Annotated in this window: 23 protein-coding genes; 17 read left to right on the top strand and 6 right to left on the bottom strand. The window is 41.2% G+C overall.

What is annotated here, in order from left to right; genetic code table 11:
• Window positions 1-146 precede the first annotated feature (146 nt).
• Window positions 147-746 (top strand): DUF1541 domain-containing protein, encoded by a 600-nt coding sequence (locus tag ACTHRG_RS11715; protein ID WP_440231233.1) that lies wholly within the window; start codon window positions 147-149, stop codon window positions 744-746.
• A 40-nt stretch (window positions 747-786) separates the two neighbouring features.
• Here the strand turns inward: ACTHRG_RS11715 and ACTHRG_RS11710 are convergent, their stop codons facing one another.
• Genes ACTHRG_RS11710 through ACTHRG_RS11700 form a run of 3 tightly spaced genes read right to left on the bottom strand, consistent with a single transcriptional unit; the run spans window position 787 to window position 3,401 of the window.
• Window positions 787-1,347, bottom strand: a complete 561-nt coding sequence (locus ACTHRG_RS11710) for a TVP38/TMEM64 family protein (protein WP_076256255.1) — start codon at window positions 1,345-1,347, stop codon at window positions 787-789.
• A 3-nt stretch (window positions 1,348-1,350) separates the two neighbouring features.
• Window positions 1,351-2,028: a response regulator transcription factor gene (locus ACTHRG_RS11705; protein ID WP_076256257.1), complete on the bottom strand. Its 678-nt coding sequence runs from the start codon at window positions 2,026-2,028 to the stop codon at window positions 1,351-1,353.
• Window positions 2,025-3,401 carry an ATP-binding protein gene (locus tag ACTHRG_RS11700; RefSeq protein ID WP_440231232.1) on the bottom strand — a complete coding sequence of 459 codons (1,377 nt, stop codon included), beginning with the start codon at window positions 3,399-3,401 and terminating at the stop codon, window positions 2,025-2,027. Before ACTHRG_RS11700 ends, ACTHRG_RS11705 begins: the two co-directional genes overlap by 4 nt.
• Window positions 3,402-3,562: 161 nt before the next feature.
• Here ACTHRG_RS11700 and ACTHRG_RS11695 point away from each other — a divergent pair, with 161 nt between their 5' ends.
• The 5 genes from ACTHRG_RS11695 to ACTHRG_RS11675 all read left to right on the top strand — a co-directional run bounded on the left by ACTHRG_RS11695 (window position 3,563) and on the right by ACTHRG_RS11675 (window position 7,521).
• Complete coding sequence (locus tag ACTHRG_RS11695) at window positions 3,563-3,796, top strand: group-specific protein (RefSeq protein WP_076256260.1); 234 nt, start codon at window positions 3,563-3,565, stop codon at window positions 3,794-3,796.
• A gap of 163 nt (window positions 3,797-3,959) precedes the next feature.
• Window positions 3,960-4,643 carry a helix-turn-helix transcriptional regulator gene (locus tag ACTHRG_RS11690; protein WP_286147791.1) on the top strand — a complete coding sequence of 228 codons (684 nt, stop codon included), beginning with the start codon at window positions 3,960-3,962 and terminating at the stop codon, window positions 4,641-4,643.
• Between the two features lie 78 nt (window positions 4,644-4,721).
• Complete coding sequence (gene sdaAB / locus ACTHRG_RS11685; RefSeq protein WP_076256264.1) at window positions 4,722-5,384, top strand: L-serine ammonia-lyase, iron-sulfur-dependent subunit beta; 663 nt, start codon at window positions 4,722-4,724, stop codon at window positions 5,382-5,384.
• 31 nt (window positions 5,385-5,415) lie between these two features.
• On the top strand, window positions 5,416-6,294 hold the full coding sequence (gene sdaAA / locus ACTHRG_RS11680; RefSeq protein WP_048010158.1) for an L-serine ammonia-lyase, iron-sulfur-dependent, subunit alpha: 879 nt from the start codon (window positions 5,416-5,418) through the stop codon (window positions 6,292-6,294).
• 114 nt (window positions 6,295-6,408) lie between these two features.
• Window positions 6,409-7,521 carry a thermonuclease family protein gene (locus ACTHRG_RS11675; RefSeq protein WP_139325589.1) on the top strand — a complete coding sequence of 371 codons (1,113 nt, stop codon included), beginning with the start codon at window positions 6,409-6,411 and terminating at the stop codon, window positions 7,519-7,521.
• A gap of 85 nt (window positions 7,522-7,606) precedes the next feature.
• On the opposite strand, the gene ACTHRG_RS11670 is transcribed toward ACTHRG_RS11675, so the two are convergent.
• Window positions 7,607-7,837, bottom strand: coding sequence for a hypothetical protein (locus tag ACTHRG_RS11670; RefSeq protein ID WP_286147686.1), 231 nt, complete (start codon window positions 7,835-7,837; stop codon window positions 7,607-7,609).
• A gap of 176 nt (window positions 7,838-8,013) precedes the next feature.
• Between ACTHRG_RS11670 and ACTHRG_RS11665 the strand changes: the two genes are divergently transcribed.
• The 3 genes from ACTHRG_RS11665 (at window position 8,014) to ACTHRG_RS11655 (ending at window position 10,427) form a co-directional block, all read left to right on the top strand.
• On the top strand, window positions 8,014-8,964 hold the full coding sequence (locus ACTHRG_RS11665) for a Gfo/Idh/MocA family protein (RefSeq protein ID WP_286147688.1): 951 nt from the start codon (window positions 8,014-8,016) through the stop codon (window positions 8,962-8,964).
• 190 nt (window positions 8,965-9,154) lie between these two features.
• Entirely contained in the window at window positions 9,155-9,874 is a 720-nt protein-coding gene (locus tag ACTHRG_RS11660; RefSeq protein ID WP_048010155.1) for a YebC/PmpR family DNA-binding transcriptional regulator, read from the top strand.
• Between the two features lie 361 nt (window positions 9,875-10,235).
• Entirely contained in the window at window positions 10,236-10,427 is a 192-nt protein-coding gene (locus ACTHRG_RS11655) for a hypothetical protein (RefSeq protein WP_035332513.1), read from the top strand.
• Between the two features lie 51 nt (window positions 10,428-10,478).
• On the opposite strand, the gene ACTHRG_RS11650 is transcribed toward ACTHRG_RS11655, so the two are convergent.
• Both ACTHRG_RS11650 and ACTHRG_RS11645 read right to left on the bottom strand, forming a co-directional pair.
• The gene (locus ACTHRG_RS11650) at window positions 10,479-11,078 is read right to left on the bottom strand and encodes a class D sortase (RefSeq protein WP_076256268.1); all 600 of its coding nucleotides are present in this window, start codon (window positions 11,076-11,078) and stop codon (window positions 10,479-10,481) included.
• Window positions 11,075-12,259, bottom strand: a complete 1,185-nt coding sequence (locus ACTHRG_RS11645) for a processed acidic surface protein (protein ID WP_076256270.1) — start codon at window positions 12,257-12,259, stop codon at window positions 11,075-11,077. The genes ACTHRG_RS11650 and ACTHRG_RS11645 overlap by 4 nt, the downstream gene beginning before the upstream one ends.
• A 362-nt stretch (window positions 12,260-12,621) precedes the next feature.
• Here ACTHRG_RS11645 and ACTHRG_RS11640 point away from each other — a divergent pair, with 362 nt between their 5' ends.
• The 8 genes from ACTHRG_RS11640 (at window position 12,622) to ACTHRG_RS11605 (ending at window position 21,359) form a co-directional block, all read left to right on the top strand.
• Window positions 12,622-16,008, top strand: a complete 3,387-nt coding sequence (locus ACTHRG_RS11640) for a hypothetical protein (protein ID WP_440231230.1) — start codon at window positions 12,622-12,624, stop codon at window positions 16,006-16,008.
• A 197-nt stretch (window positions 16,009-16,205) separates the two neighbouring features.
• Window positions 16,206-17,513 carry a phenylacetate--CoA ligase family protein gene (locus ACTHRG_RS11635; protein ID WP_440231229.1) on the top strand — a complete coding sequence of 436 codons (1,308 nt, stop codon included), beginning with the start codon at window positions 16,206-16,208 and terminating at the stop codon, window positions 17,511-17,513.
• A gap of 34 nt (window positions 17,514-17,547) precedes the next feature.
• Window positions 17,548-18,507, top strand: a complete 960-nt coding sequence (paaA, locus tag ACTHRG_RS11630) for a 1,2-phenylacetyl-CoA epoxidase subunit PaaA (RefSeq protein ID WP_076256276.1) — start codon at window positions 17,548-17,550, stop codon at window positions 18,505-18,507.
• Window positions 18,508-18,531: 24 nt separating this feature from the next.
• Entirely contained in the window at window positions 18,532-18,882 is a 351-nt protein-coding gene (gene paaB / locus ACTHRG_RS11625; protein WP_139325590.1) for a 1,2-phenylacetyl-CoA epoxidase subunit PaaB, read from the top strand.
• Between the two features lie 13 nt (window positions 18,883-18,895).
• Window positions 18,896-19,696, top strand: coding sequence for a 1,2-phenylacetyl-CoA epoxidase subunit PaaC (gene paaC, locus ACTHRG_RS11620; protein ID WP_440231237.1), 801 nt, complete (start codon window positions 18,896-18,898; stop codon window positions 19,694-19,696).
• 21 nt (window positions 19,697-19,717) lie between these two features.
• Window positions 19,718-20,215, top strand: coding sequence for a 1,2-phenylacetyl-CoA epoxidase subunit PaaD (paaD, locus tag ACTHRG_RS11615; RefSeq protein WP_440231228.1), 498 nt, complete (start codon window positions 19,718-19,720; stop codon window positions 20,213-20,215).
• A gap of 63 nt (window positions 20,216-20,278) precedes the next feature.
• Window positions 20,279-20,587: an EthD family reductase gene (locus ACTHRG_RS11610; protein ID WP_076256284.1), complete on the top strand. Its 309-nt coding sequence runs from the start codon at window positions 20,279-20,281 to the stop codon at window positions 20,585-20,587.
• A complete protein-coding gene (locus ACTHRG_RS11605) occupies window positions 20,580-21,359 on the top strand; it encodes an enoyl-CoA hydratase-related protein (protein WP_440231226.1) in 780 nt (259 codons plus the stop codon). Before ACTHRG_RS11610 ends, ACTHRG_RS11605 begins: the two co-directional genes overlap by 8 nt.
• Window position 21,360 lies beyond the last annotated feature (1 nt).

Genomic DNA, 21,360 nt, shown 5'->3' with positions numbered 1-21,360 from the left:
GTTTTCATCCTGGATTATTGCAATATTGTACATATTTTCCATCTGCCAGGGCAGTATTAATTAAAATAGACATTTGTATACCTGTTTCATAATTTCTGCACAATTTATTGCCATACTAACTTCATGAAGAAAAGGAGGAATTGAATATGTTATCAAGAAAAAAATTCGCCATTTGGTTTGTTTCTCTGGCTGCCGCGCTAACTCTAACTGCCTGCGGCGGAAATGACGGGGATAATGGACAGGAAAGTGCCAGCAAAGAAGAGAGCACAACGAATAATGAAAGCAGCGGCCATTCAGGAGACCATTCAGGCATGGATCATTCCAGCTCCGGAGAAGTTCCTGAAGGAATAAAGGAAGCTGAAAACCCTAAATATGAAGTTGGAAGCAAAGCCTTTATTACAGAAGGACATATGGAGGGGATGGAGGGAGCAGAAGCAACTATTACAGGTGCATATAATACAATCGTATATACGGTCTCTTATACACCAACCACTGGCGGAAAAAAAGTTAAAAATCATAAATGGGTAGTTCATGAGGAGATTGCTGATGCAGGGGAGGAACCATTTAAAGAAGGCGACGAGGTAACATTAAATGCAAGCCACATGAAGGGGATGGAAGGAGCAGCTGCCGAAATCGATTCTGTGAAGGAAACAACTGTCTATATGGTTGACTTTACTACAGCTGACGGGCAGGAAGTAAAAAATCACATGTGGGTAACAGAAAACGAGCTTTCTCCTGCTGAATAATATAGAAAGTTAAGGAGCTTATCTGCAGAAGATAAGCTCTTTAACTTAATTTATAATTTTTATATAAATAGTAAATTAAAAAGAAGAACGCAACTAAGAGAAAAATGGCTATTTGCAGCTCCCTTTCAAATTTTAGTATATGTGAAACAGCAAAGGCTTCCATGAACAGTGCAGGTACTTTACCGATCGTGCTGGCAATGCCGAAGGGCAGAAGCCTCATTTTGCTGTATGCAGCTGCCAGTGTGACTGCACCTGATGGGACAAAAGGCAAGACCCTCAGCAAAACAACCATGAAAAACGCATCTGGACCTTCCGCACTCTGAAGCTTAGAAAAAAATTGGTTATTCTTAAGCTGAGGAAAAGAGGAAGTAAGCTTGGTGATTCCTTTGCGATAAAGTATAAAACTTATAATTGCTCCGGCTGCTTCTCCGATGATCAAAAGGACTAGACCCGCTTTTAAATCAAAAGCGGCAACTGTTCCAGCCGTAATAAAGGCACTTGGGAGGAATCCAGTTATTGCTGCAGCAATGTTCATGAATATACTAAATAAAGCCGCCAATATCGGTTCATCTGAAAGCGATTCGATGATATCAGAAAACATCTATTAATCCTTTCCGGCCCATTTATAGCCTAAACCCCAGACAGTCGTCAGATACTCATCTGCAGGAAACCCGGCTTTCCTTAATTTTTCACGTAAATTTCTTACATGCGAATCAATGGTGCGATCTTCGATTGACACTCCATAACCCCAAACAGAGCCTATTAAATGCTCACGTGAAAATACTCTGTTCAAGTTTGAGAGGAAAAGGCTTAACATTGAAAACTCTTTTGGAGTTAACAGAATTTCCTTATTTTTATAGGAAAGCTCAAAAGAATCTTCTTTAAGTTCCAGCCCTTTAAAGGTTTTGGTTTTTCCATCTTTTTTGCTTCTTCTTAAAACCGCTTCAATCCTTGCAGATAATTCCTCTTCATCGAACGGCTTCAAAATATAATCATCTGCTCCAATGTTCAATCCTTTTACAATGTCCGGCTTTTCGCTTTTGGCAGTAAGCATGATGATAGGAATATCCCAATATTTTTTTATTTCCTTGCATACACTCCATCCATCCATTTCAGGCATCATGACATCTAAAAGGACCAGATCTGCAGAATGGGTTTCCAAGTAAAGCAAGGCATCTGAACCTGAAGTCAATTTTATGCAATTGTAGCCGCGCGGCGCTAAGTATAGAGAAATTAGATCAAGCATTCTAGTTTCATCGTCAACCAAAAGTATTGTTTTCATCTTTCCGTTTCTCCCTTAAAAACAATTTCAAATTCTGTTCCTTCACCTTCTCTGCTGAAGACAGAAATAGTCCCTCCATGGGCATGGACAAGTTCTTTCACAATGGCGAGTCCAAGACCTGTACCCCCAAAAGCTCTTGCACGTGATTTATCCACCCGGTAAAAACGATTAAAGATAAAGGGCAGTTCCTCTTCAGAGATTCCTCTTCCGGAATCATTTATTCTGATGATGACATGTTTTTTAGTCCTGCTTACCTCTACTGTTGTTTTATCTCCAGCTGAGGAATATTTAATCGCGTTATCCAGAAGATTAAATATGATTTGCTCCAGCCTTGATCCATCCGCCGAAAGGATGATTGATTCACGGCAGCTGACAGATAGCTGCATGCCTTTTTCAGCGAAAGCCGGAGAAAATTTTGTTTCAATTTTATTCATTAATTTCTTCAAGTCTATTGGTTTTTTTATAATATCAAAGGTATTTTTATCAATCTTTGCCAAATCGAAAAGATTTTTAACCATATCTGAAAGCCGGTTGGTTTCCTCCAGGATAATCGATAAATACTGATTTCTCTCTTCCGGGCTCAGGTTCCGCTTCTGAACTATATCCGCATACCCCTTTATATAAGTAAGAGGAGTGCGAAGTTCGTGGGAAATACTGGATAAAAATTCACTGCGTTCTTCTCTGAGATAATTCAGGTCGCCCGCCAATAACTGGATGGACCGTGCTAAATCCCCAAGTTCATCGTCACCGGTTTTAGGAAGGGAAACTGAAAAATCACCGCTGCTTATTTGTGAGGTGGCTTCCTTCATTTTAATCAGCGGTTTCGCCAGAGCCTTTGATAAAAAGATAATGATCGTAATGGTAAAAATGACGGCAATGAACCCGGCTATTAGAAATTGTTCATTTAAGCGTGAGATTAACGACTGAATCCAGGCTGTATCTTGAAACATATATACATAGCCAATCAGCACACCATCCTGTTCAATCGGGCTGACAGTTGAAATATAATCTTCTTCTTTCCAATTGTCACCAATGGTTTTGCCCTCCCTATCAGAAGATGTAGCCGGCTTTTCTATGTACCTTTGGATCAAACTGCTATCAACAGAAGAACCAAGGATTTCCTTGGTTGAATTTGTAATAACTACATCTGTAGTGGCTTCAGATTCCATCAGAGCTACATGGGAAATCGTATTTTCATCAAAATGATTTTCGAGTATAGCACGGTGTGAATTGCCGCGTGTCTGCAAGGCTATGAGCTCTTCTTCCACACGTGATTCAACAAGGGTACTATGTAAAAAGAAGAACATAGTTGTTTCTAGGCCAAAAAGGATCAGAAGGAACAGCAGACCGAGCTTCATAGAAAGTTTTTTCAAAGAACTCACTCATTTCAAATCAATTACTTCTATTATAGTCGAAATGTTTGAAGAAACGATGCAGAAGAGGTATATGTTTTAATAGGACTGTAGAAGGTAAAATAGAATAAGGATTAATACTAACGAAAAATAAGTATACAGTCATACAGGAGGTATTTTAAATGAGCGAATGTAAATTGGATCATACTCCGGAAGATGTTCAAAAAAAATTTGAACAGCAGAGAGGTTTTCTCCCGGAAGATATGAACCCGCTGTTTCAGGCATTTTTCCAGCAGGAACATACACAGGATATCTTAAATGAGGTCTTCCATCTGCTGAAAAAATTTGATCTTGCTTCTGAAGAAGAACGAACAGAACGTGTCAGCAGGCTTTACCTTGTACTAAAGAATGTTTAATAAAAAATTGCCGCCTCTGATTTATATGCGGCAATTTTTTATGTGCATTACAATTTTTTTGTAGCTATTAAAATTTTATTTTAACTATATTGTTTTTATGTTATTATGAAATTAAAGAGAAATATAGAGTAGTATAATATTGAAAGCGATTTCATTAAAGGAAGTGACAAAGTTGAAGGAATGCCATAGACCTGTTTTTGATTTGGCGATCCGGACTGCAGATATGCTTGTGCGAATGTTTGGTTCCCGCTGTGAAGTGGCCGTGCACGATTTCAGCGACTTAAAAAAATCGCTTATCCATATAGCAGGAGATATAACCGAAAGAAAGATCGGGTCACCCATCACCGACCTTGTATTGAATGAATTAGCCAAACATAAAAACGATGTAAATGATATTGCGAATTATAAAACACAGTCCAAAAAAGGAAATGTCATGAAATCATCTACGATTTTTCTCCGGGATGATGAAAATAAAGTAATTGGCGCATTATGCCTTAATTATGATATTAGTCTGCTCATGCAATTCGGAGGAGAAATTGAACAATTTATCAGCTTTGATGAACATTCATCTAAATCGGAAACCTTTTTTAATTCCGTTCAGGATGTTATTCACGAGATGGTAGATCAGGTTCTTCAGAGCTTTAAGAAGGCACCTTCATTGATGACGCTTGAAGAAAAAGTTGAATGTGTACGCCAGCTTGAAGATAAAGGGACATTCCTCATTAAAGGGGCAACTGATTATGTCGCATCGGTTCTGGGGGTTTCGAAATTTACCATCTATAATTACCTTCAGAAAATCAGAACAATAAATGAGCTCCAGCCGGAAGCAGCCCTGGAGCATAAATAAGAGTAGTTATTAAAATAGATGCTGTTATCATTACAGCTTTATCCAATTATAGACCTTAACAGTAAAGGGGCATACAAAATGAAATACAGATCAGCATTTGATATTATCGGCCCGGTTATGATCGGTCCTTCAAGCTCTCATACAGCAGGAGCGGCACGCATTGGACGTGTTGCCCGGACTCTTTTTGGAAAACAGCCGTCCAAAGCAGAGATTTCCTTATATGGTTCTTTTGCAAAAACCTATAAAGGACATGGCACGGACGTGGCGATTGTTGGCGGTATCCTTGACTTTGACACCTTTGACGAGCGAATTCCTTCTGCCCTTCAATTAGCTGAAGAAGCTGGGATTGAAGTCATTTTTACAGTTGAAGATACTGTTACAGACCATCCTAATACGGTAAGAGTGAAGCTGACTGATGGTGATCGTGAAATTGAACTTGTAGGAATATCCATTGGCGGCGGAACCATTGAAATAACTGAACTGAATTCCTTTGAACTTAAATTATCCGGGGAGCATCCTGCCATTTTAGTTGTTCATAACGATCAGTTTGGTGTTATCTCCGCTGTAACGAATATTTTATCCAAGCACCAGATCAATATTGGGCATATGGAAGTTTCGCGCAAGGAAAAAGGAAAAATGGCCATCATGGTTATTGAAGTGGATCAGAAGATCGACCAGGATGTGATGACGGAGCTTGAAGGGCTTCCAAATGTAACGCAAATAATCAGAATGGTTGACTAATAGTTAGCTGGTCATCAGGAGGGAAAGTCTAATGTTATTTAGAAATGTTGCTGAGCTTGTAGAGCTCGCTGAAAATAAAGGTGTAAAAATAGCTGAAATTATGATTCAGCAGGAGATAGAAGTAACGGGATTAACACGTGATGAAATTATTGCCAAAATGGACCGCAACTTGACTGTCATGGAACAGGCAGTTGAGAGGGGACTGAAAGGGGTAACATCTGTTACAGGACTTACAGGCGGCGATGCAGTTCTTCTGCAAAAATACATTCAGAGCGGAAAGGCTTTATCAGGAAATATTTTATTGGATGCTGTCAGCAAAGCAGTCGCAACCAATGAAGTTAATGCAGCAATGGGTATAATCTGTGCCACACCGACAGCAGGTTCAGCGGGCGTGGTGCCGGGTACGTTGTTCGCTGTAAAAGAAGTCCTCAAACCCACACGGATGGAAATGATCGAATTCCTGTTTACTTCCGCAGCTTTTGGCTTTGTTGTGGCAAACAATGCCTCCATTTCAGGTGCAGCTGGAGGATGTCAGGCTGAGGTCGGGTCTGCAAGCGGCATGGCGGCAGCTTCCATCGTAGAACTGGCAGGCGGAACACCAAAGCAGGCCGCCGAAGCGATGGCAATTACACTTAAGAATATGCTGGGCCTTGTATGTGATCCAGTTGCCGGACTAGTAGAAGTTCCATGTGTAAAGCGGAATGCCATGGGTGCATCCAATGCCATGACAGCTGCAGATATGGCACTTGCCGGAATTACGAGCAGAATTCCATGTGATGAAGTCATTAACGCAATGTTCCTTATCGGGCAATCTATGCCGTCAGCACTAAGGGAAACAGCTGAGGGAGGACTCGCTGCAACGCCTACCGGCAGAAGACTGCAGGAAGAGATTTTTGGTAAAAAGCAGTAATTTTATTTAATGGCTTATAAACACCAATTCATTTGCGAATTGGTGTTTAAATTTGGAAGGAAAAAAGGTATGCTTATTTTGGATTATTTTTAAAAGGGGAGAGAAAAAAGAGTTTTGAAAGTTATAAGAGGAACTATTATTACTATTGTTATTGTGTTTATGCTTTTAATGAGCATAGCTGCTCCTGCGGCATTTATTGGGTTAGCAATCTTTTTAATTGGTTTATATTTAAATAACCAGCACCGTAAATATAAAATAAATTTTAATAAATCGGGCTGGATTATGGCAGCAGGCTTCATTTTATCCATATTTTTAGCAACTGCAGATTCCGATGCAACCGAAACGGTAAATGAGCCTGAGAAGGAACAAATACAATCAGAAGAGAATGAAGCAGAGAAAAAAACTGAAGACGAAAAGCTTGCCCAAGAGAAGGCTGAAGAAGAGGAAGCAAAAAAGCAAGCTGAGGAGCAAGCTCGGCTAGAAGCAGAACAGGAAGAAAAACAGAAGCAGGAAGAGGCTGAAAAGCAAAAACAGGAACAAAGGCAGGCTGCAGAGAGCTTGGGCCTGGAATTAGTTACCGTTGGCAGAGTAGTAGACGGTGACACAATTGAAACCTCTGATGGCAGAAAAGTCCGCCTGATTGGAGTAAACACTCCAGAATCAACAACAAGAGTAGAAGAATACGGGAAAGAAGCAAGCCAATTTACCACATCTGAGCTGACTGGCAAGAAAGTCTGGGTGCAAAAGGATGTGTCGGACACAGATCGGTATGGCCGCCTCCTGAGAATTATTTGGCTGGACATTCCGGCGGATGATATGGACGAAGATGAAATACGTGAAAAAATGTTCAATGCCCATTTGGTACTGAATGGTTATGCGGAGCCATCCACCTACAATCCGGATGTTAAATATAGTGAATACTTCAGAGAATTTGGCAGGGAAGCAAGAGAAGCCAACAAAGGATTATGGGCTCTCGGAGATGAGGGAACGACAAAAGGGGACCTGGATTCTGCAGCTGCAGCCGGTTCGTCAAGCAGTGCCGCTAATAGCGGGTCGAATGACAGCAGCGGTACAGCCGGCAATTCAACTTCTTCAGAAAGCGGTTCAGAGTCCTACAAAAACTGTACGGAGTTGAGAAAGGTATATCCAAATGGTGTGCCATCTACACACCCTGCATATGATTCAAAGCATGATAGAGATAAAGACAATTATGCTTGTGAACGATAAGAGAAGGGCTGGCTCCGGATGTAGAGCCAGCCTCTTTTAATAGGCTGCAATGTGAAAAAAAATTAAGAGCACTGGCGCCAGTGCTCTATGAGGTTCTTTTATGGTGACCATTCAATTTAATAAGAGAGCCTCTTTTAATCCAATAATGAAAGTTTTCTGCCGGAAAAACTCCTCGGCCATTTGATCTGTCCATCTGAATGACAACGCTGTTCTGGGTCACCTCCAGAATTTTAAGTGTTTGGGAACGGTTAAGGTTTGGCATGAAGGTACTTGTGATTTCAAATTGCATATCCTTATCCAGGTTCAATGGTGGCACCTCCTGATTGTATTATTAAAATTATTATCCCCATACAACGTTTTTCTATCCAATTATTGGCCGGTATATTTTTGAACCATACTCTGAGAACTTGTAAGATAAATTAAACTTTTGAATATTTGCAATTAACGTTATAATTCACTTAGTACATGATTTTTCATAAGAAGGTGAAGTATGTGAGAGAAAAGATTAAAGTTGGATTGATAGGGATGGGTGCCGTAGGGGAAAGAATACTCCGTCAATTTCGGCAGAATGAGGAGTTTGAGATTGCCTCACTTTGCGATCGAAATGCTGAACGACTAGATAAATTTAAAGCTGAGCTGCCGGATACAACAATGCATACCAATTATTTAGACATACTTCAGGATGAAACCATCAAGCTGATCTATTTAGGTGTTCCGCCAAAATTTCATCATACAATTGCAATGGATATTATAAAGAGCGGCAAGCATCTGCTTTGTGAGAAGCCTCTGGCCAATTCCATTGAAGAGGCCAAGGAAATGTGTGAAGGTGCTGTGAATGCCGGGATCATACACGCAATGAATTTTCCCATGGCATACAGTCCAGCTTTTAAATTGTTTAAGGATAAGATACATAATGGTGAGCTGGGTAAGATTAAGAAAGTTGAACTGCACCTGCAGTTTAAGCAATGGCCGCGTGAATGGCAGCAGAACGATTGGATATCAAGCAGGGAACAGGGAGGCTTTATCAGGGAAGTAGCGCCCCATTTTATTCACATGATTCACGATGCATTCGGAGAATTGGACAATGTCCATTCTTTTGTTGAATACCCTGAAGATGAACGATTATGTGAAACAAGCTTTTCGACTTTATTAACGCTGCCAGGCGGTATTCCGGTTGTGTTTAACGGAATATCCGGAATCGGGCAGCAAGAACATCTGTCTTTTAAAGTTTTTGGTGATAAAGGAACTCTGGATATGCAGAACTGGAGTATTCTGGTTCATACTACTATTGAAAATAGCGGAGAAATTATAGAGCTTGGTGAGCCAGAAACCAGTCTTCCTGCAGAACTCCTCAAAGCAATAAGAGGAGATAAAGCCTTATTGGTATCCTTTAAAGAAGGGCACCAGGTGCAAAAGGTTTTAGAAAGAATCCTATTGAGCTGATCAGAGGCATATTCGTGTCTCTTTTTTCATCTGTACTCCTCAGGTGTCTCCTGCAGCTTAGTATGAAACAATGCTCGAAAAAGACCCGTGTTTTAATGTATAATAATCTGGTGAGAGTTCTTCAGGTTAAAGAAGAACCTATTACTATTTAAAAATTTCATAGATCCAAAGTTGAAAGAGAGTGGGACATATGGGCCGTAAATGGAACAATATCAAGGAAAAAAAAGCATCAAAAGACGCAAATACTAGCCGTGTTTATTCCAAGTTTGCACTTGAGATATATGTGGTTGCCAAGCAAGGGGAGCCTGATCCGGAAGCAAACCAGGCCTTGAAATTTGTGCTTGAGCGTGCAAAAACATATAACGTGCCACGAAATATCATTGATCGTGCAATAGAAAAAGCAAAAGGCGGAGCGGAAGAAAACTATGACGAGCTTCGCTACGAAGGATTCGGGCCTAGCGGATCCATGATTATTGTTGATGCATTAACGAATAACGTAAATCGTACAGCTTCCAATGTACGTGCTGCATTCGGAAAAAATGGCGGAAATATGGGTGTGAGCGGATCGGTTTCCTATATGTTCGACTCAACCGCTGTTATCGGCATTGAAGGCAAATCAGAGGAAGAAGTACTGGAGATCCTAATGGAAGCAGACGTAGACGCACGTGATATTCTGGAAGAAGAAGATACGGTAATTGTATATGCTGAGCCCGATCAGTTTCATGCAGTTCAGGAAGCATTCAAGTCAGCAGGCATCAATGAGTTTGCTGTTGCTGAATTAACAATGCTCCCGCAAAATGAAGTCACCCTTGAAGCTGATGCACAGGTGCAATTTGAAAAACTGATTGATGCCCTTGAAGACCTGGAAGATGTCCAGCGTGTATACCATAATGTTGATTTAGGTGAATAATGGAGAAGAGGAGTCCGCTTAATAGCTGGGCTCCTTTTTTATTTAATAAGTTTTCTATAATAATGTTATGTAAACTAGAAATCCATTATCATTTTCACTAAGTGAAATTAAGGTTGTCGAAAAAATGGACCTCTATTAATAATAGTGGCGGTAAGTGCAATTTTATGCTGATATCAGATGATATCTGTCGAATATCATATTGCTAGCGCATGCTATTTTATTGCCTTATATAGATAATGCCATTAACTTTCCACTGAAAGATTATAATTCTGGATATTGGAAAATAACTGAAATAAAAATTTTTGTGTTTTAATCACTGCAGTGATGGGAACAAAAATAGGGAAAGGAGAGTTTTACACACATGAATACGTTTAAGGTTATTTATACTTTTGAAAAAGGCGTTACCGTAACAGAAGAGATTGAAGCAGAAAATAAATCCGAGGTAATCGGGAGCATTAAAGATCTGGAAGGGTATGTTGAACTGACATGTACTGAAGGTCACTATCACCGATTTGATTTCGCTGATGTAAAGTTAGTCACAATCACAGAATAAAAGGAAGGCCGGAATCGGCCTCCCCCCAAGCCCGCCTGATTAGCGGGCTTTTTACTTTCTAACTAGATCCCCAATCAGAATGTACCTCTTTGGTGCATCTCCAATAAAATTAAAAGGGTAGCAGGTGGTTACAGTCAGAGTTGCTCTAGGTTTAGGAACAATAACTGTTCTGTCGTCTGCATCGACAATTCTGATTTTACGCACCTTATAGGTAAATTCCCCGGCAGAAGTCCTCACGACAAGAAGATCGCCTTTTACTACTTCTCCAAGTTTACGAAAGACGGTATCCCGGTGGCCGGACAGGACAGAATTGTCTTCTTCTCCAGGAAGGACGCTGCTTGCATAATGGCCAACGCCTTTTTCCAGCTCATCTTCATTAGTGCCATGAAAGATTGGCAAATCCGCTGATATCTTCGGAATTGACAAGACACCCATTTCTTCGCCCATTTTTGGACGGTCAGTGTAAAGGTTGTGAGGCTCCGTTTTTTGTGCGGCCTTCACTTCTGTTTTTACATTGCTGCTGGGGGAAGCTGTATGGGCTGAAGTCTTTTGGTTATTCATAAGAGGCATAAGATTTGAGACGGCAAGCCAAATCCCCCCAAAAATAAAAGCCAGACCAATAACTTTTATTAACGTAAGTTTTCTTATCACGCCTCTTTCACTTTCCGTCTGAGTAAAATGCCCATCCCTATTAGGAGAAGTCCAATGCCAGCTAAAACTCCTTCAGAATAGTTTCCTGCTGTGTTTGGCAGTTTTCCGCCTTTCACAGTTTTTACATGCTTTGAAACCTGTTTCACTTTATCAGGATCTTGTTTTTTAATTACCGTTTCGGCCTGATTCAAATCGGTCACTGTGTCTTCTATTAGTTCAGAACTGAACATCTCAGCTGTAATAATCATATCTGCCAGGAACTGGCCTTGTGTATTATAAAGCTCTATAAGCAGGTCATAGTCTTTTGTATCTTCTAAAGCAACCATTTCAGCTGTTGTTAAATGAACCTTCTCACCATCTTTCACAAGGTAAAACTCGGCATCAAGCTGGAACAGATTCATCATTTCCTGCATAATGCTGATAAGATCAGCAATTTCTGCTTCTGTTAAGTCATCGGCACTGTCAAACTCGCCAAATGCCATTAACCGGTTTTCAAGATCCATCATTTTATCAAGCAATACTGGATCTTCAAAATCCAAAGTCATAAAATGTGCAAATAATGCTTCAAGTTCTTCATCGGTAAGATCTATATCTCCAAGTATTTGAGTCATTTCGTCTTCACCGGGCATTTCATCGCCGCCCAGATAAATGGAAACCATGATATCAAGATCCTCAATAAATTCATAGTTTTCAAGTGAATCATCGTTTTCCTCAAGGAGAGAAATGAGCTCCTCTTTTGTAAGTCCGTAGTCATTTAATAGCTGCTTTAGAGTTTCGTCGTTAATTTCAGTGCCTGTATAGGTTAAAAAAGAAACAGTTGTATCCAATGCATCAATATATTTGAAAACATCGCGAACATCATCAGCCGCTTCCATTTCCCCATTCTCAACGAGCAGTGCTGTTAATTCCTCCTCATTTTCAAAACCATAGTCAGCCAGCAGCTGCTGAAGGTTTTCTTCAGTAATAGGCTCACCAAGATATTCAATCATTTCTTCGATGGTCTCGAAATCTTCAATACTCATATCCCAAAAGTATTCCAGGTGGTCATTCAGGCCTTCTTCAGACCAATTTGTTTCCTTCAGGAATTCAGCCACTTCCTCATCGCTTGGAGCTGCCAGGCTGACAGCCGGAAACAGGCTCAACAAAAGGATCGATGCTATAACAATACTAAGTCTTTTCAATGGTGGTTCCTCCAAATATGATAATTAATTCTAGAATAATATAATGTAAAAAATATTTTTCGGATAGAATTGTTATTTGGAATGTTATTAGCTATAATATTTGGTTTTTTTGAAGCGGAATTGGATGGATGAAATGCTTGTTCTATCAAGGGGTTTAACAATTGTAGTCTTAGAATCCAGGTCAAACCTGAGAATGAATTTCCTTATTAACCCATTTTTTCCTGTAATTAAATAAAGATTATATACACATTCCTTAAGAAGTAATAAGTGTCAAAACAGGGATTGCTTTATACGTTCAAAATGTGTAATATTACACTAATAGAACCAAACGAATATTATTCTATCTAAAAGAGGTGGATCCCTTGAACCCACAAACAGAAAAATATCATCACGAAATATTTCATGCTGAACTCACTAAATTGAAAGAGAAGGACTATATTTCACCAGAACATTATGAAATGACTCTAAAAGCCCATCATCAGTACTATCAGGACCTTGAAGAGCTGAAAAGAGAGCACATTAGGGCTGCAAAAGCTGCAGAAGAAATTAGACAAAAGCCTATTCTGCCAGCAAAAGAAACTGTGAAAAAGAAGTTATCTCAGGAAGAAATCCGTGAAAGGAACATTTCCTGGCTGCTGAATATTGGAGTCATCCTGCTCCTGATCGGTGGACTTTTTGTGGCAACAAGCAACTGGGCGACAATGTCGAATTTCATGAAAAGTGCATCCATTGCAGTGGTTTCCCTTCTTTTCTATGGCTTTGCGTTTATTTCCGGAAAGCTGCTGAAAATTGAAAGAACATCGTTTGCTTTCATTGTTCTTGGGAGTTTATTTTTGCCAATATTCATTTTGTCTGTCGGCTGGTTTGAACTGCTTGGCCCATATCTTTCCTTTTATGGGGAAGGACGCTATATACTCGGAGCGGCTGGAAGTTTATTGATCTTTCCAATATACAGTATATTTGCTAAGAAACTGAGTTCCCGTCTTTTTGTCTGGTTTGCTTTTATTGCCCTGACTGCTTGTGCTGGTTATATCCTGGCAGCATTCAGTCTTGAAAATGACAGTTTCTATCTAGGATTAATGATTTTTAATGCTCTTCTGTCCGCAGCCTTTCATCGCATGAAAAAGCATGCCTATCTTAAATTATTTTCGAAAGAACTGGTTTACTTTGCTCAAATCAATTTAGTGATCTCTACTTTATTGATGCTTGTCTTTTTCAATAGCCATGTTTTTTACAGTGTGAATATCCTGCTGACTGCAGCCGTTTATTTATCAATGGTGTATGTAACAGGCAGGACGGAGTTTCATTTCGTCTTCAGCTTACTGATTGTCTATGGTGCCTATCAGCTGATTGAAAACAGTATGTTAAATGCAGCTGGCCCGGTTTTCTATGCGCTTGCAGGAATTGGTTTTCTGTTTGTTCCTATGGTAATGGATAAGCAATATTCCTGGGAGAAGATTTTCAGACTGACCAGTGCAGCAGTTTCGATACTTGCTTTTCTTTATATTTCAATCGAAGGAATCCTGTTAACGGCCGGGGAACCCTCTGTATCACTGCTGCTGGCTTATACAATACTCGCGGGGCAGTTTATCTATTTGGCAAATATTATGGGAAACAGGCTGTTTGCTTACCTGGCACCTGTATTTTTAGCTTTTTCCCTATTCCAAGCAGTTCTTATGCTGGATAAAGCCATCCCGTTCAACAATCTATCTTTACCTGTTTTCTTCATTGGCTTTGTGCTTATTATCAGTTTCGGGTATCTGCTTAAACATCCGCTAATAAAAGTCGTGGAATCAAGCTCACGCGATGTGGCTGTCAGTATTATGCTGTTTTCGGCTGTGATAGCTTCAGGACTTCTTGATTGGCTTGCTGCAGGCACCATGCTATTAATCTTCAGCTTTGTCCTGTACCTCATGAATAAGGCTGAAAATCGGATTTTTTATACAGAGACGATTCCCTGGGCTATTCCATTGTCAATCGGGTTTGCCTTTATGTTTTATGGTGAACATCTGCGAAGTTATTCAAGCTTTTATCAGAATGAGCTGGGTATGGCCATGAATACCGTAATGGCAAGTATAGCCCTCCTTATCCTTTATGTCATTCTTTCTAAGAAAGGGCACAAAACTCAAGCCAAAAACGTGTTTTTAATTTCGCTGGGATATTATACAATCTCACTGTTTACAGCCGCTGCTTTGACGATCAATGAAGTTTGGATGAGACCAGCAGTTTTTATAGGCGGTATAGCAATGTACCTTGGCCTGTATCAATTCCATAAGCAAACCTGGATACCATTTGCGACAGCATCGATTTCACTTTTTGCTTACTTAATGATTTTGATTGCTTTACCATTTAACTTTACAATTTTTAATTGGGTCCAATTTCCTTTAGGGGCATGGATCCTGATTGGTGCGGCTTTTTATATTTCTAAGAAAGACGTTGTCCTGGCAAGAGGGTTCAGCTGGATTGGCCATATCTTCATGCCTTTTGCCATGATCCTGACATTTTTCCTTTATAGGGAAAACAGTATCTGGCCATTTATAGCCACCCTGGCAGTCTATTGGATCAGTTTCAAGGTTTCTGCTAATGAGTGGAAAGTAAAGATATTCCTCTACAGCTCATTTATAACTTTGTTTATGGTGATCTTGACGGGTATGGAGCAAATTCTGGGGGACAGCTATAGTGAGTATGCCATATTAACAGTCAGCTGTGCTGTATTCTTATTCTGGATGACTGGTAAAACTCAGGATAAACAGAGGAGTGTTTACTTTTTTATACCATGGTCTGTGATTGGGATATTGGCTTTTCTGGCGTCCTATCCCTTTGGAGTTCTCCCCTTTATCGTTTCTATTATCTATACAGCAGGGTTGATCATATATATGCATAGAACCCAGCTTGATATATTAGGTGCTATTCCATTGTTTTTACTGTATGCAGCAGTACTTAAATTCCTATTCATTAACGGTATTGCTCCAGATATGAAAATTGTGATTTCCGCTGGCTTCGGCATGGCTGCGGTTTTCATTGGCAAAATGGTATATGCCAAAATTTTCATGGGCAAAAAAGCGGATAGCTACACAATGATTTCCATGCTATTTTTGCTAACCGCTTATCTTTTTCCAGCGGTTTCCCTATGGGCGGAAGTTCTCCCTGGACTCCTGATCAGTGTATTTTTATTTTTACAGAAGGGCAGAGTGGCATCCAAATACTATAGGCTCCCTGGATTGCTGGCAGGAGCAGTATTACTGGAGCCATATTATAGTGTATTAAGGATTATTGAAATACCGGATCTTTTTATAAGAGAGGCATATGTTCTCCCTTGGATCATCCTGATTATTTTTGTCAGGAAAGTCCTGAAGGGGCAGTACTCAAAGCTGACCAGTAAAATTCAGTGGGGAGTTCTCATAGCAGTATCCTTGCTGCTTGTGCAGGACGGCCTTACAAGTAATACGGTTTATGATGCACTTATAGTCGGTACGCTCTCGCTGACCTCGATGCTGGCCGGCACTTTTTGGAGGATAAAGTCTTATTTCTTTGTAGGTTCCGGGGTTCTGCTCCTGAATGTACTGCTGCAAACCAGACCATATTGGGGGAATCTCCCTTGGTGGGCATACCTTTTAATCGCCGGCTCAATTCTCATTTCTGCAGCAAGCTATAATGAATGGCAGAAACAGAAAACAGCAAAAGGTGAAGAGCCTTTAATTTCTCAATGGAAAAATAACATAGTCAATAAGTTAAAAGAATGGTCCTGAGAAATTTTACCTAGCCCTCTATTATATGGGCTAGGTCTTTTTATTAACTTTAAAATAAAAAAGTAAATTTTCAGAAAATAAGTTGACTTTTTCCTGTTTACACGGTATCTTTGTGTTAAATATATAACACTTATTTTATCTAACGATATTTAAACGTTATATTAAATTATTATCCTAATATTCTGGGAGGTCATGTCTTGTTTCTGCATGATATTGAAACGGAAAGCCGCGATAGGATAGAGGAATTGCAGCTGGACCGGCTCAGGCAGACAGTGGAAAGAGTATATAACCATGTGCCTTTTTATCGGAAAAAGTTTTTGGAAAGTAATATTGCACCTCAAGACGTTACCGGCCTGGATGATATTCGAAAGCTGCCCTTTACTGTGAAAGCAGATTTACGGGAACATTACCCATTCGGGCTTTTTGCTGTGGATAAAAAAGAAATTGTGCGTCTGCACGCTTCTTCGGGAACGAGCGGAAAGCCGACTGTAGTGGGCTACACCCGGAATGACATTGAAATGTGGAGTAATCTGATAGCCAGGGCAATCTCCATAGGAGGAGGCGAACCTGGTCAGACATTGCATAATGCATATGGATACGGTCTGTTTACCGGCGGACTGGGACTCCATTATGGCAGCGAACAGCTTGGCATGGCAACCGTACCTGTTTCTGGAGGAAATACCGAGAGACAAATAATGCTGATACAGGACTTTAAGCCGGAAGTTATTTGCGGAACTCCTTCCTATGTCCTCAATTTAGCGGAGAAGATGGAGGAGCGGGGAATCGACCCTGCAAATACCTCATTAAAGTTTGGGATATTTGGTGCTGAGCCCTGGTCTGAAGAAATGCGGAAAGCTCTCGAAGCTAAGCTTGGAATTAAAGCATGCGATATTTATGGGCTCAGTGAAGTAATGGGACCGGGTATTGCAATGGAATGCCATGAAGCTCAAGATGGGCTGCACATTGCAGAGGATCATTTCTATGCGGAGGTGATTGATCCGATAAATATGACACCGCTTTCAAATGGAGAAGAAGGTGAGCTTGTTTTTACCAGTTTAACGAAGGAAGCTTTTCCTGTGATCCGTTATCGTACTGGTGATATTGCCTCCCTTTCTAAAGAAAAATGTGCGTGCGGGAGAACCACGATCCGCATGAGCCGTGTGAAAGGACGCATTGACGATATGCTCAATGTTAATGGTGTAAACGTCTTTCCGTCCGAAATTGAACGGTGTATTCTTCAGGTGCCTGAGCTTGCTCCCCATTATCAGATCCATGTGCATAAAAAGGGAAGCTTAAAAGTTTTAGAGCTTCATGCTGAATGGAGCGAAGAGTTTTATAGGGATATGGGAGAAGAGGAATTCGTAAAAAAGAAGATTCAGGAAGCATTGAAACAAAACTGCTTTATTACCATCAGACTTGTTCTCCATCCGCCCAAAACGCTGCCAAGATCGGAAGGGAAAGCTGTCAGGATTGTTAGTCCGGCAGTGGTAAATGCAGTTACCTGAATGAATCATTTTAAACTCACTGGGGGTGAAACACATGTCAGAAGCTCTTTTCTTTCAAGAAATGACGGAAGAACAAAAATATGAGCAGTTTATGAAACGCATTAATGCAGGAGAAAAAATTGAAGCGGATGATTGGATGCCGGAAGATTATCGAATGACATTAATCAAATTAATTTCAATGCATGGAATCAGTGAAATTATGGGAGCACTTCCTGAAAAGGAATGGGTGCCGAAAGCCCCTTCTTTAAAACGCAAGCTGGGGATCATGGCGAAAGTGCAGGATGAGATGGGACATGGTCAGCTGCTGCTTCGTGTAGCAGAGGATTTAATGAAGCCTCTCGGCAAGACCCGTGAAGATATTATGCAGGATTTATTCAGCGGCAGACTGAAATTCCATAATGTCTTTCATATGGAAGCACCAACATGGGGAGATGCCGGTCTGATTGGCTGGCTGGTTGACGGAGCGGCGATCATTACCCAGACCAATATGCTTAACGCCTCATATGGCCCTTATGCAAGAGCGCTTAAGAGAATTTGCGCAGAGGAGGTTTTTCATGCCCAACATGGTGAAGCCATCATCATGGCGCTGGCTGAAGGAACCGACGAGCAAAGAGCAATGGTTCAAGATGCCGTTAACCGCTGGTGGGAAGCGCTGTTAATGTTCTTTGGTCCGGGTGACGCCTCTACAACAGGCACTTCCAAACAGGATACAACGATAAAATACAGAATCCGGACAAAGACGAACGAAGATTTAAGACAGGATTTTTTCACAAAATATATTCCCCGCGTTCTCTCGCTGGGCCTCACGCTGCCGGACGAGACGATGCATTTCGATCAGGAGCGGGAGCTGTGGGTTTATAAGCAGCCTGATTGGAATAGGTTCAAGGACATTATTAAAAATAATGGTCCAAAATCTCAGGAGCGGCTCGGCCTCCGACGCACAGCTTACGATACTAACAAATGGGTGCGGGAAGCTCTCAATACTGCAAATTAAACCGTTCAGATGGGAGGGGTACCTTTGGGTAACGAAGGATTTTATCAGGAATTTGAAGTTTTTAGTCAAAGAACCGATACCTCGCCTCTGCAATATCAATTTTCCCTGCTGGCGCCAAATCGGGAGCTTGCACTCGTTATGGCGCAGGAAAATTTTATGAGGAGAGAGCCGGTTGCTGATATCTGGGTCGTCAAACGCTCTGATATCCGGAAGCTGACGCCGGAAGAAAAGCAATCACTTCAGCGTCTAGACAACAAAGAATACCGCACGACAAAAGGATATGGATATCTGAAGAAAAAGTGGCGGCACTATGAGCAGGAAATGCTTGATGAAAAGGAAATTCTTTCATGGGGAGGGATGAAGAAAGGTGACTGAGCCAGCAGGAAATATGCCAATCAACACTAAGGTTAAGCCGCCACTGACATCATTATTGTATCAGTTGGCTGACGATGATTTCATCCTTGCCTACCGGGGTTCAGAATGGCTTGGACTGGCGCCCCATATAGAGGAGGATGTCGCCTTTTCATCCATCAGCCAGGATACCATGGGCCATGCAGCTATGTTTTATCAGCTGCTGTCCGATCTCGGAGAAGGCAATGTAGACAGTCTTGCACATGCAAGAGAAGCTTCTGAAAGGCGAAATGCTGTCCTTTTAGAATTGGTAAATGGCCCTGGTCATTACTTGTCTTCAGCACAATATGACTGGGCATTTGCGGTTGTAAGAAATTATTTTTATTGCCAAGCGAAAAAAATCAGATTGGACTCTCTGAAAAACTCTTCTTATCGGCCTTTAGCCGAAGTGGCATTAAAGGTCAATATGGAGCTTTATTACCACCTTCTTCACTGGAAAACATGGTTTATACAGTTGCTGCAGGCTGGCGGAGAAGCCAGAACAAGAATGGAAGCTGCCATTGGGAAGGTATTAGCAGATTTTGAAGGAGTTCTGAATTTGGGGCCCCAGGCAAAAGAAATGGCTGAACATGGCCTCATTGAAAAGGAAGGAGTATTAAAGCAGCGCTGGCTGTTAATCATGAAGCCTGTTTTTGAATCTGTCAATCTGGCAGTCTCAGAAGCGGACCTTGCTATGAAGACTGGAAATGGACGAATAGGAGAGCATACTGCCGACCTTGATGACGCATTGTCCACTTTGAGCGAGGTGTATAACATAAATCCGGCTGCAAGCTGGTAAGTTTTCTAAAGGGTGATGTAAATGGAGCAGGATCAAATATTGATAAAAACCGCGTTAGAAGCGCTTCATAATGTTAAAGACCCTGAAATAGATACCATTTCAATCGTTGATTTAGGAATGGTAGAACAGATTAAGGTGGAGGGCCAGTCAGTTTTGGTTAAACTCCTGCCTACTTTTATGGGATGCCCTGCCCTGGAAATTATTCAAAAAAACGTTGAAGGCGAGCTGGGGAAAGCAGGGATTTTTGAAAAAATAGAAGTCCAGTTTATCTATCATCCGCCATGGACGTCTGACCGGGTAACAGAGACCGGCAGGATAAAGCTTAAGGAATTCGGGATCGCGCCACCTCCAAAATTCATAAGTGAAACGGGCGAATGGCATGTGGATTGTCCTTTTTGCGGGTCCGCATATACGACGATGGATAACCTTTTTGGCCCCACAGCCTGCCGCAGCATCTTATACTGCAAATCCTGCAAGAACCCCTTTGAAGCTATGAAACCAGTATCGACTATGATGTAGCAGGCTTTTTAAAAAATAAAATCCAGAACTTAAAACTATTAAAAATTGAGAGGAAGTTGACAAATGGTAAAATTAATCGCTCTTTATAAGCATCCTGAAAATAAGGAGGCATTTGATGATCATTATTTTAATACGCACGCGCCTCTTACAGCCAAAATTCCGGGTCTCCGCAAAATGGAAGTTACAAAAATTGTGGGCAGCCCTATGGGAGGCGAAGGGAAGTACTATTTGATGTGCGAAATGTACTATGACAGCCATGAAGCATTGCAGGAAGCCATGAAAACAGACGAAGGCAAGGCATCAGGCAAAGACGCCATGAAATTTGCAGGTGATATTATCACACTTATGATCGGTGAGGAAGCAGATGAATAAAAGCTATGAAACCATTGAAGTTTCACAGCAAGGAAAACTTGGTTTAATCGCTTTGAACCGGCCTAAGGTTCTAAATGCTATTAACCGCACGATGGTTTCAGAGATTCTTTCGGCAATGGAGGACTTTGAGGCAGACTCAAGCGTCAAGGCCATTGTATTAAGCGGCAATGGAAGAGCCTTTGCAGCCGGGGCAGATATTGATGAAATGGCAAATGATCATGCAATCGATTTTGAGCTTCGCAATCAATTTAAAGATTGGGATCGTCTTGCCATGATCAAGAAACCGATTATCGGAGCTGTGCAGGGCTTTGCCCTTGGCGGAGGCTTTGAGCTTGCGTTATGCTGTGATTTGCTTTATGCGGCGGATAATGCGGAATTTGGATTTCCGGAAGTGAACCTTGGCGTAATGCCGGGTGCAGGCGGAACGCAAAGGCTTACTAAGCTAGTGGGAAAAACGAAAGCAATGGAATGGCTTTTTACCGGCAAAAGAATCTCGGCGAGGGAAGCCCTTCACCATGGCATCGTCAACCAGCTTATAGCAGAGGAGCTTCTGCTCGAAGAAACGATGAAAGCGGCTGAGCAAATCTCCAGCCAGGCTCCAATCGCCATACGCCTTATAAAAGAAGCAGTCCTAAAGGCAGTTGACACACCTTTAAATGAAGGAATGGAATTCGAAAGAAAGAACTTCTACCTATTATTCTCGACAGAAGATCAAAAAGAAGGAATGAATGCCTTTATTGAAAAACGCAAGCCTCATTTTAAAGGAAAGTAGA

The sequence above is a fragment of the Cytobacillus sp. SAFR-174 genome (assembly GCF_051964675.1).
GTDB lineage: Bacteria > Bacillota > Bacilli > Bacillales > Cytobacillaceae > Cytobacillus.
The sequence above is the reverse complement of the archived record's forward strand: the minus strand, read 5'-3'. Positions and strand labels throughout refer to the sequence as shown.